This window comes from Salidesulfovibrio onnuriiensis (genome assembly GCF_008001235.1).
Taxonomy (GTDB): Bacteria; Desulfobacterota; Desulfovibrionia; order Desulfovibrionales; family Desulfovibrionaceae; genus Pseudodesulfovibrio; species Pseudodesulfovibrio onnuriiensis.
This window is the reverse complement of record NZ_CP040751.1, coordinates 1,306,375-1,318,773: the sequence shown is the minus strand read 5'-3', so window position 1 is coordinate 1,318,773 and position 12,399 is coordinate 1,306,375. Positions and strand designations below refer to the sequence as shown.

Below are 12,399 nucleotides of genomic sequence, written 5' to 3'. Positions count from 1 at the left end.
CAACCTCTATTTTTCCAACAGGGCGACGGCCTGTTTCACAATGGTTCGGGAGGACGGGATGGTGTCTCCCGCCAGGAAATGGTGCACCGGGGTCTTCATCTCCGTTGCCAGCATAACGTCGTCGCGCAGGCGGGGCAGCGCAGACAGTTCGACGGTGAGGTAGGCCCGCAGGTCTTTGCTCACTTCGTCGAACGCCTTCTCGGGGAAGGGCCATATGCTGACGGGGCGGATCAGTCCAAGCCTTATGCCTTCGGCCCGGGCCATGGAAACAGCCTCCTTGCAGATGCGGGCGCTGATGCCGAAGGCCACAAGCACGACTTCGGCATCCTCGACCTGCACGTTTTCCCAACGCTGCTCATTGGCCTGAATGGTTGCGTACTTGTCGTGGATGTATTGGTCGAAGTTTTCGATGTAATACATGGTCGAGGTGATTTTCTTGAAATCACCGCCGCGCTTGCCGCGAACCGCCCAATCGTGGTCCGGATTGCATTCCTGTTTTTCCGGGAAAACCACCGGTTCCATCATCTGGGCGATGGAGGCGTCCGAAAGCAGAAGACAGGGGTTGCGGTATTCCTCGGCCTTATCAAAGGCGAGGCCCACCAGATCGACAGTCTCCTGAACCGATGCCGGGGCATAGGCGATCATGCGGTAGTCCCCGTGCCCGCCGCCACGGGTGGCGACATAGTAATCACTTTGAGCCTGGAAGATGTCGCCCAGCCCGGAGCCGTAACGCTGCACGTCCACGAACACCGCGGGCAGTTCCGCCGAGGCAATGTAGGAAATGCCCTCCTGGAGCAGGCTGAAGCCCGGCCCCGAAGAGCTGGTCATTGCACGGTGGCCCGCCGCTGCAGCGCCGTAGACCATGTTGACGCCCGCCAGTTCGGACTCGGCCTGTACGAACGTGCCGCCCGCCTTTGGAAGATTGCCGGAAAGATATTCGAGAATTTCACTCTGCGGGGTGATGGGATACCCCCCGAAAAAGGTCATTCCGGCCCGGATGGCCGCCTCAGCCAATGCGTGATTGCCTTTCATGAATGCACGGGTCATCTCAGGCCACCTCTGTGATTTCGAATACGTAGTCGGGACACACGGTATAGCAGGCACCGCAGGTCGTACACTTTTCATGATCAATATTCATGTAATTGTAGCCCTTTGCATTAACCTCGCTGGAAACGGAAATAGCTTGTGCCGGGCATGAAATTTCGCAAAACCGACACCCTTTGCAACGTTCGTTGCGCTGGGTAACGACTTGTTTTTGTTTTTTCTTCGTCATTTGCAAAACTCGCTTTGCTGCCATGTTTATTCACGTTTGGGTATTGATCTGAAAAAGCCATGATCTGGCGCAGTGTTAAGATCAGGATTACTCATTCCGCCGGCAAACGGTCAACAGATTCGAATATAAGTCGAATGGTACGGATATACGAACAGAAAGGTATTTTATGAAATAAAATTGTAAGAGGGCCTTGATTCGCTAAACTCGCTTCTGACGATGAGAGCTCAAATAAGTCATCGGCAAGATGCACATCGGCGCAATTTCAACTCATTTCATGAAATCGGCCGATGATCCCGACACAAGGTCAACGCAAAAAAGGGATAATGGTATGGCTGAAAACAAACCTTACATCCTCGTGGAATGGAACGATACGGAAACCGACGCAAAAGGATGGTTGTGCGCATACAATTTCGTCAACAACTATTGTGGCGGCGGAACCCGAATGCATCCAACCGTCACGGCTGAAGAAGTCGTCCGCCTGGCCACGGCCATGGGCTACAAGTACAATGCCTGCGAGTCTGTGACCACGGGCGGCTGCAAAGGGGGCATTGCTTACGACTACAAGGCGCCGGACGCCAAAGACGTGCTGCGCCGATACCTCACAGCCATGTCCCCCTATATCAACAGCGGCGTTTCCATCGGCGGGGACCTCGGCGTCGACTACGGCGATGTGCTCGAAATCCTGGATGACCTGGGCATCGGCCTGCCGCAGACCAGGGCCATGCGCGCGGATGCGGAACAGCAGAAGCGCATCAAGGATCACGATGAAGTCTGCAAAATGACCTACGATGGTTTCCTCATGTATGACATGATCACCGGATACGGCTGTGCAGCCGCTCTGGACGAGGCATGGAAAATCAAGGGAAATGAACCCAATGCGCGCGTCGTGCTCCAGGGATTCGGCTGCGCCGGAGCCAGCCTGGCAAACGCGCTGGACAAATGGGGCTACAAGGTCGTTGGCATCGCCGATGCAAACTGTCTCGTGACCTGTGAAGACGGGCTGGACGTCAAAAAGCTTATAGCCACCCGCAAGCCCAAGGGCGAAATGGATCCAGACGCCTTTGAATCCAACTACAAGGTCCGCTCCAACAGCGAATGGCTGGACGTGGATTGCGACATCCTGGTCCCGGCCGCACTGGAGGATGTCATCAACAAGGGCAACGTCGACCGGGTCAAGGCGTCCCTCATAGTGGAAGCCGCCAACATTCCCGTCACCCCCGAGGCCGACGCGGTGCTTGCGGACAGGGGCGTGGACGTCTGCGTGGACTTCGTCACCAACATGGGCGGCATCCGTATTTACGAAGTGGTCTTGTTCGGCCTGGTCAAACCCGAGCCGGAGGCCATTGCGAACGACACCATGGATATCATCCGCAGGCAGACCCGGCGGGTATTCGAGCAGGCTCTCAAGAGCGGCAAGACGACTCGTCAGGTGGCCCGGGAACTGTTTGCCCCCGGCAAGTCCGGTTTCCCCGACCTCCCGGTGAACTAACGAACAACGGCCGGAAGCGGATTGCGATTCCGCTTCCGGCCTCTTGGTATGATTTTCGCGCAGTGTTTGGCTGAGGTTCAGGCCGGGCATATCCGGCCTTCATAAAAAGCAACCCTCAGGAGTTCCGTATGAAATCTACCGTTTCCAAGTATCTTGCGATTCTGGCGCTCTCCATATCCGGTGGTTCCATCTACACCCTGCCGTATATTAAGTATGTATTCTACGACACCCAGTTGGAAGTAATGGGTATCACCAACACCCAGTCCGGCTTTCTCCTCAGCATGTATGCACTGGGATGCATGCTCTCCTACATCCCGGGCGGATTGATCACCGACAAGATCTCTCCTCGAAAGGCCATCGCCTTTTCCCTGTTCGGCACTGCCGGCCTGGGTGTTCTTTACAGCCTCACATTCAGCTACACGCTGTCGCTGGTCATCTGGTTCCTTTTCGCACTCACCACGGCCTTCGTCTTCTGGACCTCGCTTCTCAAGGCCATCGGCATGGCAGGCGACCAGGACGAACAGGCCCGGCTGTATGGCCTCTACTACGCAGGCAACGGCATCACCGGGGCCGTTGTGAACAGCCTTGCGCTCCAGGCCTTCACCTACGGGACGGATCCCCGCCAGAGCCTGTTCTATGCGGTGATCGTCATGGCGGGCGCCATGCTTGTGTCCGGCCTTCTGGTCATGTTCCTGGTCAGCGACGAAAAGACCGAAAGCGCCGAAGCCGACAAGTTCGACTTCTCCGTGGTGGGCGGTCTGGTCAAGAACCCCATGCTGTGGTGCTTCTCCTTCATCGTCTTCGCCGGTTACGCCATCTATTCCAGCGCAAGCTACTTCACCCCGTACCTCACCAACGTCGTCGGCCTGTCCGTGGAAGAGTCCGGCGTGTTCTCCATCATCCGCACCTATCTGTTCTACCTGCTCGCGCCGTTCGGCGGCTACCTGGCGGACAGGGTGCTCCGTTCGACCTCGAAGCTCTTCATCATCCTGTTCGCCATCCTGGGGGTGGTCATAGCGGGCGTGATGTTCCTGCCCTCCAGCATGAGCACCTTCGCCATCAGCCTCTACACCCTGATCCCGGGCGCTGTGGGACTCATGCTCTACGGCCTTGTCTTTTCCGTGGTCCGTGAAGCCGGAATTCCCCTCAAGGTGGCCGGGACCGCCATCGGCGTTGCGTCCATCATCGGCTACGCCCCGGACTTCTTCTTCTCGGCCATGTTCGGCAGCTGGCTGGATGCACACGGCAACGGCGGCTACAACATGATCTTCACCTTCCTCGCGGCCGTGGCTGTCATGGGCATGGTCATGTCGCTCATCGTGTTCAAGCGCAGTGTTCGCCAGGAAAGGTTCCGACCCGCTTCCCAGGAAGCCTGATCCTCACCCCGGAGCGGCCTTTGCCTTTTGCATAAGGCAAAGGCCGCCCGTGTATTGACAGCTCTCAAGGGACAAGGAATACATTTACGCCATGAAAATCAACAGAACCGTTCAGCGGTCACTGCATATATTGTCGATGGTGGCGCAAGCGCCCAAAGGGCTCACGCTCAAGGATCTCGAAGAACAGCTGGCTATTCCGAAAACCAGCCTCTTCGACATTGTGTCCACCCTCGTGGCGATGCACTATCTCCGCAAAAGCGATCATCTCTTTTTCATCGGCCGCAAATGCAGGGAAATAGGAAGCGCATACGCCCAGAAACAGGACCTCTGCGACGTGGCCGAGCCGCTGCTGACGCAAGCCTCGGAACGCAACAACATATCTTCATCGTTGGTGCTGCTTTCCGCCAACGACCTGGATTACTGCTTCCAGTACCACCCGGAGGATGCGGTCATGATCGCCCGCAAGCCAAGCTCTTTTGGCATCCACCACGCCTCGGCCACGGGCAAGGTCCTGCTGGCCTATATGCAGCCTGCAAGGCGCGATGCATTGCTCAAGAAAATGACCTTCCACAAATTCACCGATCGAACCATCGACAACACCGGCGAACTCCTGAAGGCCCTGGAAGCTGTCCGCAAACAGGGATACGCCCTGGACGACCGTGAGTACCACTATCTGCTTCAATGCGTGGCGGCCCCCATCTATTTCCAGAAAAAGGTCATCGCGGCCATTTCATTTTCCGGCCTGAACCTCTACAACGACGATCCCGCCAAAATGGTCGAGGAAGTGCTGGAAACGGCGAAGGAAATCTCTACCAGCTACGCGCAGGCCTGAGGCCCGGGCACCCGAAGCGGGAGCGCTGTGTCGGCCCACTGAAAGGCCTTTTCAATGCGGGGACTTCCAACGGGTTGCGCCGTGCCCCTCGGCACCTATTTCGCGACATCAACCCCGTACTTCCTGATCTTGTTATCCAGGGTTGTCCTGGAGATGCCCAGCAGCTTGGCGGTTTCGCTTTTGTTGCCGCCCGTCTGCGCAAGGGTCTCCTCGATGGCGACCGTCTCTATTTCCTGCAGGGACTTGCCCCCGACAAGAGGCTGCCCGCCATTGGAGCCACCGGCGCTTTCGAAATGCCGAGTGACCGCCGGAGGCAGATCCCTCTCGGACACGTATTCCCCCGCGGCCATGATCACGGCCCGCTCCACGGCGTTTTCCAGTTCGCGGACATTTCCGGGCCAGTCGTATTTCACGAGCGCATCCATTGCCGTGGGGGTAAAGCCCTTGATGGGCTTCCTGTTGCGCTCGGAAAACCGCTTCAGGAAGAACGCGGCCAGCAGCGGCACGTCCTCTCCGCGCTCCCGCAAAGAGGGAATCCAAAGGTTCACGACATTGAGCCTGTAGTACAGGTCCTCCCGGAACGTACCCTTTTCCACCTCGGCCAGGAGGTCCCTGTTGGTCGCCGCGATGATCCTGACATCCACCTTCAGCACCTTGTCGCTGCCGACCCGCTGAATCTCGCGTTCCTGGATTGCCCGCAGCAGCTTGGCCTGCATGGGCATGGGAATCTCCCCGACCTCGTCCAGGAAGATCGAGCCGCCATCGGCCTGCATGAATCTGCCGTCCCGCTTCTTGTCGGCTCCGGTAAACGCCCCCTTCTCATGGCCGAAGAGCTCCGACTCCAGAAGCGTGTCGGTCAGGGCCGCGCAATTGACCGTCACCAGCGGAGCCTTCTTCCTGTTGCTGTTCGTATGAATTGCCTTGGCGAAAAGTTCCTTGCCGGTACCGCTTTCCCCGGAGATCAGAATCGTGGCCTCTGTCGAAGCCACGGTCTTGACCATGCCGACCAGTTCCCGCATGGGATCGCTGTTGCCGATGATGCTCGTCAGGCTGGCGTCCTCCGAGATCCTCTCCTTGAGCGACTGGTTCTCCCTGATGAGCGTCATGTGGTCCAGGGACCGCTCCAGGGCGATCTTGAGCTCGTCAAAGTTGAGCGGCTTGGTCAGGTAGTCGTATGCCCCCAGCTTCATGGCCTCTACGGCGGTATCGACCGAAGAATAGGCCGTCATGATCACGACCGGAATCGCCGGGTTGTATTCCTTGATCCGGCCCAGGGCCTCGATGCCGCCGACCTTTGTCATGCGGACATCCATCAGGACCGCGTCGAACGGGCCTTCCTTCACCCTCTCGATGGCGTCCGCGCCGTCTTCGACGCCCTCCACGGCGTACCCCCACCCCTTGAGCATGGTTTCAAGCATGGAGAGGTGCGCCTTGTCGTCGTCGACAACCAGGATCATGGCGCTCATGTGTATGCTCCTTCTTTTTCTATGGGGATGAGTATGGTGAAAGCCGTTCCCTCCGGCCCGGTATGCTCTACCCGGATCTCGCCGGAATGGGCTTCGATGATCTTGCTGACAATGGCGAGCCCCAGCCCGGTGCCCGCCTGCTTGGTCGTGAAATACGGATCGAAAATGCGCGACACGTCCCCATGGGGAAGCCCCGGTCCCGTATCCGCCACCGTCAACCGCAAAGCATCCTCCTCCCTGTCCGCCCGGACATCAAGCCTTCCCCCTTCCGGCATGGCCTGGACCGCGTTGACGTAGAGATTTATCATCGCCTGCGTCAGGCGGTCGGGATCGAGATCCACCGCTCCCACGTCCTCCGCGATGTCCAGCGAGACGGAAACCCCGGAGGCCTCGGCCTCCTGCCGGACCAGCCGCAGGGAGCCTTCGAGGAGCGCCGCAACATCCGTGTTCCGCAACTTGATATCCGCGGGGCGGGCCATTTCAAGGAGTTCGGAAATGACCCGGTTCAGCCTGTCGACCTCCGAGGTCATGACCTCGGCCGCCTTGCGGTTCTCGCTGTCCTTTTCAAACAGGGAGCCGAAATACGTGGCATAGCCCTTGATGGAGCTCAGGGGATTGCGCACCTCGTGGGCGACGCCCGCGGCAAGATGCCCGATGGCCGCCATCCTGTCCGCCTTGCGGATCTCCGCCTGGAGCTCCTTGACCTGGCTCAGGTCGCGGACCATGAACAACTGCCCCACATGCGTTCCGTCGTCGGCAAGGATGTCGGTCACCACCGCCGAGATGGGCAGCTTCCGCCCGCCATTCAGCCCAAGCTCCAGCTCCCTTTCGACCACCGGATGTTCCCTGTCCACCAGGGAGCGCAGTTCCCACAGCTCGGCGGGAAGAAGCGCCGAAGCCTGCTGCCCCACGAGCTGTGCGGGGCTCTCGAACTGTCGGACCAGCTGGTTCATGACGATTTCATTCACATAGGTGATACGCCCCTCGGAATCGCACACCACCAACCCCTCGGGAATGTTGGAGACGATCTCCGCGGTCAGGGCCCGGGAATCCTGCAGCAGTTTCCTGGACCGCAGATGGCTCTGCATCCAGAACAGGGACATCACGCCGCCAAGCCCCAGAAGCAACAGGATGCCGGACATGGTCAGGGTCAGGGAAACGTCTTCCGCAACCGCCGCCTCGAAAGGCGCCACATCCATGCCGATGAAAATCACGGGGCGCTCGACCGGGTCCAGTATCTTGTCCCTCTTCAGCCCCCGCATCCAGCCCGGCTGACACGATTCCCCGGACGCATTCCCCGAGTCTCCCCACATCAGCCCCTGCATCATCCGCCTTCCCCTGTGGTGCGTGGAGCCTCGATGCCTGGAGCGCGGACGCTCCTTCGCGACAGGGAGAAACAGCTTGTAGGCCTCGAACGCCTTGGGAGCGCCCGGCGTGTCCACCACGCGCCATTGGGTTTCCTCGGTGGCGTTCAGCCCGGCCATTGCCTCGGCGGTGGAAAACTTCCGGCCGATCTGGTCCTCGTCGCTGTGCGCCAGGATCTCGCCGGACGCGTCCACCACGGCTATGTAAAGGATATCCGGCTGGGTCGAAATCTCTTCCAGCAGCACCTGCAAGGTGGGGCCGTCGCCGAACAGTCCCATCATGCCGGTCCGGGTACCGGCCTCAAAGGACTTGATCAGGGCCGCACCCTTTTCGCTGAGCACCCGCCCCATGTATTGCTTTTCGCGGTTGTAGTTCATGGCGGCCAGCACAAGCACCACGGCCACGAGAATGAGGCTCATCCCGATAACGACCCATGGCGAAATGCTTCCCAGAATATTGTTGAATCTTTTTGTCATGATTCGCCTTTCCCCTCCCGCAAGGGAGCGCACTGTCCAGATTTTAGACACTTTTCCTGTTTACTGTGTACACTTTTTAAACACTCACGTCTGCATTCGCAATCAAAACCATGCCGCAAAAATCATCTGTTCATAATTTTATTCATTATTATCGGTACATTATAATGACTACCGCTCTTTTGGCATCGCTCTTGCCTTAGTCAATGCAAAGCTTGTTCACAAACCACTCCCAAGGAGGAGACATCATGAAGAAGAGCATAATTGCATTGGCACTGATCGTGGCCGCAGGCATCGCATTCGTCACCACCGACGCCATGGCGTGGGGTAACGGCAACTGCGGAAACTGGGGCGGCAACGCCTACAACGCACAAACCATCGACACCAAGGCCTACCAGGATTTCATGAGCTCGACGCAAAAGCTGCGCGCCGACATCGCTGCGGACCGGGCAGAACGTGCGGCCATCATGGCGGGCACAAACCCCGATGCAAAGCGGGTTCGCGCCCTGACCGAACAGATCAGCGAAAAGATCGCCACCCTGAATGAAAAGGCGACGGCCCTGAATCTCCCGCCCTACGGAATGGGACGCGGCATGGGAGCGGGCATGGGCCCCGGCATGGGACATGGCAGGGGACACGGACGCGGCATGCAGGGCGCCAACGGCTACAATAACAACTGCCCCTGGTGGTAGTCCCGGATATCGAACGCGAGGGGGAGTCCTGCTCCCCCTCGCCTCGCATTCCTGCAAGGAGAGGAAATCATGTGGAGTTGCAATTGGGGAATCCTGAACAACGGCGGTAACGGCTGGTTCATGGGGGCGGCATGTTCGGAATCATCTGGATGATCCTTCTCGTGCTGGTCGTTGTGTACCTGGGGTCCAAGCTCTTTCATGGCGTCGGCCCCCGGCAGGGCGGCGGACCGGATCGGGACGACTCGCTGCGAATCATCAGGGAAAAGTACGCCAAAGGCGAGATCACGGCCGACGAATACGAGCACATGAAGGCGGTCTTGTCGAAATAGCATTTCCCTTCCGGGCTTTGACGCCCCAGAGAATTGAAGTCCCACAACGCGTTGAAGTGTTGCGGGGCTTTTCCCTTGCCGCCTGGAGCCTCGATTTTTTGCCCGAGGAAAACACAGGACACATGCGCCTCTAACCCTCTTTCCGGGCCGGATGGCTTGCTGTATGGTGAGAAAAAGCAGGAGAATCCCATGCACCGTATGTATCCCGTCCGTTCCCGGCTGGCACGGGCCCTCGCGGCCCGGGGGCTGGGGCTCGCCCTTCTGCTGTACCTGCTGCATGCCCGGTTTTCCAGGCCAAACTTTTACGAAAGCGGCCCGGACATCTATGTCCTGGTCCTGCTCCCGCTGGCCGGCGCCCTGGCCTGTTCGGCCGCCCTTTGCGCATGGCGCATGTTCCGCAGCACCCCCTGGTTCGCCACATCGACCATGGGTGTCTTCCTGGACTGCTCGCTCCTGGGCCCCACCACCATCCGCTGGGACGACATCGACCAGCTGGGCGAATACCACGGCCCGCTCCACGACTCCCTGGCCATCTCCCTGCTGCCGCGCGGGCTGGAACGGCTGGGATTCCGGCGCAGGCTGTGGATCGGCCTCGGCCTGGGCGGCAACGAGGGGCGGGTGCATGTCCCCGCGAACATGATCCCGACAAACCTGTCCGAGCTGAGCGCCGAGCTGAACGCCATGATCAGGCACCGGGGCCGGATAGGCAGCTAAGCGACCACCGGAGACCGACCATGAGGCACGAGACATTTCCCCCGGACCCGGCAGCGGCCAACGTGGTGCGCCTTGTCCTCACGTTCGGCGATTCCAGCCAGGCCATCGGGACCGCCTTCCTGGTCTCGGGCCCCGACTGCCCCCACCTGGTCACGGCGCTGCACAACTTCACGGGCGGGGTCTCGGCCATGGCCCGCAAACGGGGAGACAGGGCTCCCAGAAAAGTCCTGGTGACGATGTATCACGGGCCGGACAAGGTGGCGGCCTTCAGCCCCTATCAGGGAACGCAGGGAATATTCCGGATGCACCCGCGACCGGAGGAAAACGACTGGTGCGACATCGCCTCCGTCAGTTGCGATGCGCTCCGGGAATGGGCCGCCCCGGAGGCCCTCGACCACCCGTTCTGGGAACTCGCCGGCATCGACATGCCCCACACGGAAAAGGGGTACGCCCAGGTGGAGGACATGTACCTCCCCACGGGCAAGGGCGCGCTGCTGTTCGGTTTCCCCGGCGGGCGCGACTACCGCGAGCACCCCATCGGGGTCAGCTGTGCGCTGGCCGCGGGCCTGCCCCGGGAATCGTACATCCTGCTTTCCGGACACATGCACGCGGGCTGTTCGGGCGCGCCGGTGGTGGCCCGTGAGTTCGGGGGATACTTCGCCCTGAGGGAAGACGGTCCGGTCCGGACGCTCCGGGACACACCGGTGGTGGACCAGTGGCTCGGCCTGTACAGCGGCCGCCTGCTGGACATGGGCGCGCCCGGCCTCGCAAGCGCCGAGACCCAGGTGGGCGTGGTCTGGACGCCGGAACTGGTGCGCGAAGTGGTGGACCGGGGCGTGCCCGACAGCCTTTAATCCTGGGTATCCAGCCCGTACTTGGCCATCTTCTTGTAAAGCAGGGGCCTGGAGATGCCGAGCAGCTTGGCGGCCTTGGACCGGTTGCCCTCGGCCGTGGCCAGGGCGGACCGGATGGCCCGGCGCTCGGTCTTTTCCACCAGGGCGGTCAGCCCGAACTTGCCCTCGTCGAACATCTTGTCCTCGTTTTCCGGGGACACCGTGCTCTGAATGAGCACCCGCTGCACGTCCTGCTCGCAGATGTGGTCGTGGCGGACCATGACCAGCAGCCGCTCCAGCACGTTCTTCAGTTCCCGGACATTTCCTTTCCAGTGGTGATTCTGGAGGACGAGGATGGCGCGCGGGGTCAGCACCTTGTGGAATATGCCGTGCTTCCGGGAAATGCGCTGCCAGAAGCTCTTGGCCAGCCGGGGGATCTCCTCGGGAACTTCCCGCAGGGGCGGAATGACCACGGGTATGACGTTGAGCCGATAGAAAAGGTCCTCACGGAAGGTACCCTCGGCGACCATTTCCTTGAGATTCCTGTTGGTTGCCGCAATGATGCGCACGTCCACGTCAATGAGCTTTTCACTGCCCAGCCGCTCCACCTCCTTTTCCTGGATAACCCGCAGCAGCTTGACCTGCGCGGAAAGGGGCATGTCCCCTATTTCGTCCAGGAAAATGGTGCCCTCATGGGCCAGCTCGAACTTGCCCTTGCGTCCGCCCTTGCGCGCACCGGTAAAGGCTCCCTCCTCATAGCCGAACAGCTCGGACTCGATGATGCTCTGCTGGATGGCGCTGCAATTGAGCCGAATGAACGGACCGCCCGACCTCGGGCTGTGGGCGTGGATGCTCTGGGCAAAGACCTCCTTGCCCACGCCGGATTCGCCTTGCAGCAATATGGTGGCGTCGGTCTGGGCCGCCTGCATACAGATATCCTTGGCCAGCCGGATCTTCTCGGCCACGCCGATAATGTTGTCGAAGCTGTATTTGGTATCCAGGTGGGCCGAGCGCAGCGCCCTCAGATCCTTGATCTTTTTCTGCAACCGGCGGATCTTGTCGGTCAGGAGCTGGACCTCCTCCATATACCGGAAGCGGATCATGCCCACCACGCCCACACATTCCCCGTTCTCCACGATGGGAATGCGCGAAACCACGTAGGGTTGACCTGAAATGTCCTGGAAATGGTCGTGCTCCGCGGTGCAGGTCTGGGCCACCACGTGCATGCGCGTGTTGTCGATGACGTCGGTGACGTGCTTGCCGAGCACCTCGTCTATGCGGACGTTGTGCACCTCGCAGAAGCTGTCGTTGATGTAGACGATGATGCCCGCCTTATCCACCACCATGAGGGCGTCCGCACAGTAATCGATAACCTTGCGCTGGAACTCGATCAGGTGTTTCATTTCGGAAAAACGCTCAATGTTTTCGAACACCTGAATACCCTCGGCAAAGGCCTTGATTTCAAAGGTCCCGCCTTCCAGCTCCTGGGAATCCGTGCCCGCGCGCTTCCAGCCGCCCGGTTCCGGCTTCAAGCCTTCCATACCGATCTCCCCTTTT

12 protein-coding genes are annotated in these 12,399 nt (G+C 59.8%); 7 read left to right on the top strand and 5 right to left on the bottom strand.

The features are described 5' to 3' along the window. Positions 1-6: 6 nt before the first annotated feature. Entirely contained in the window at positions 7-1,047 is a 1,041-nt protein-coding gene (gene vorB / locus FGL65_RS06065; protein WP_147820155.1) for a 3-methyl-2-oxobutanoate dehydrogenase subunit VorB, read from the bottom strand. A gap of 1 nt (position 1,048) precedes the next feature. After that, a complete protein-coding gene (locus tag FGL65_RS06060) occupies positions 1,049-1,273 on the bottom strand; it encodes a 4Fe-4S dicluster domain-containing protein (protein ID WP_147822685.1) in 225 nt (74 codons plus the stop codon). A gap of 328 nt (positions 1,274-1,601) precedes the next feature. Here FGL65_RS06060 and FGL65_RS06055 point away from each other — a divergent pair, with 328 nt between their 5' ends. The 3 genes from FGL65_RS06055 (at position 1,602) to FGL65_RS06045 (ending at position 4,970) form a co-directional block, all read left to right on the top strand. Further along, positions 1,602-2,762: a Glu/Leu/Phe/Val family dehydrogenase gene (locus FGL65_RS06055; protein ID WP_147820154.1), complete on the top strand. Its 1,161-nt coding sequence runs from the start codon at positions 1,602-1,604 to the stop codon at positions 2,760-2,762. 128 nt (positions 2,763-2,890) lie between these two features. Next, entirely contained in the window at positions 2,891-4,138 is a 1,248-nt protein-coding gene (locus FGL65_RS06050) for an MFS transporter (protein ID WP_147820153.1), read from the top strand. 91 nt (positions 4,139-4,229) lie between these two features. Then, the gene (locus tag FGL65_RS06045) at positions 4,230-4,970 is read left to right on the top strand and encodes an IclR family transcriptional regulator (RefSeq protein WP_147820152.1); all 741 of its coding nucleotides are present in this window, start codon (positions 4,230-4,232) and stop codon (positions 4,968-4,970) included. 95 nt (positions 4,971-5,065) lie between these two features. Here FGL65_RS06045 and FGL65_RS06040 read toward each other — a convergent pair whose 3' ends face one another. Then, the gene (locus tag FGL65_RS06040; protein ID WP_147820151.1) at positions 5,066-6,436 is read right to left on the bottom strand and encodes a sigma-54-dependent transcriptional regulator; all 1,371 of its coding nucleotides are present in this window, start codon (positions 6,434-6,436) and stop codon (positions 5,066-5,068) included. After that, positions 6,433-8,277, bottom strand: a complete 1,845-nt coding sequence (locus FGL65_RS06035) for an ATP-binding protein (protein ID WP_147820150.1) — start codon at positions 8,275-8,277, stop codon at positions 6,433-6,435. Before FGL65_RS06035 ends, FGL65_RS06040 begins: the two co-directional genes overlap by 4 nt. Before the next feature lie 245 nt (positions 8,278-8,522). On the opposite strand from FGL65_RS06035, the gene FGL65_RS06030 reads away from it, so the two are divergent. From FGL65_RS06030 to FGL65_RS06015, 4 genes are all read left to right on the top strand, one after another. Next, complete coding sequence (locus tag FGL65_RS06030) at positions 8,523-8,966, top strand: zinc resistance protein (RefSeq protein ID WP_147820149.1); 444 nt, start codon at positions 8,523-8,525, stop codon at positions 8,964-8,966. Positions 8,967-9,097: 131 nt separating this feature from the next. Next, a complete protein-coding gene (locus tag FGL65_RS06025; RefSeq protein WP_250645586.1) occupies positions 9,098-9,295 on the top strand; it encodes an SHOCT domain-containing protein in 198 nt (65 codons plus the stop codon). Between the two features lie 189 nt (positions 9,296-9,484). Next, positions 9,485-10,009: a hypothetical protein gene (locus tag FGL65_RS06020; protein WP_147820148.1), complete on the top strand. Its 525-nt coding sequence runs from the start codon at positions 9,485-9,487 to the stop codon at positions 10,007-10,009. Between the two features lie 20 nt (positions 10,010-10,029). Continuing rightward, positions 10,030-10,863, top strand: a complete 834-nt coding sequence (locus tag FGL65_RS06015) for a hypothetical protein (RefSeq protein ID WP_147820147.1) — start codon at positions 10,030-10,032, stop codon at positions 10,861-10,863. Here the strand turns inward: FGL65_RS06015 and FGL65_RS06010 are convergent. After that, entirely contained in the window at positions 10,860-12,383 is a 1,524-nt protein-coding gene (locus FGL65_RS06010; RefSeq protein ID WP_187170557.1) for a sigma-54 interaction domain-containing protein, read from the bottom strand. The genes FGL65_RS06015 and FGL65_RS06010 overlap by 4 nt on opposite strands. Positions 12,384-12,399: the final 16 nt, after the last annotated feature.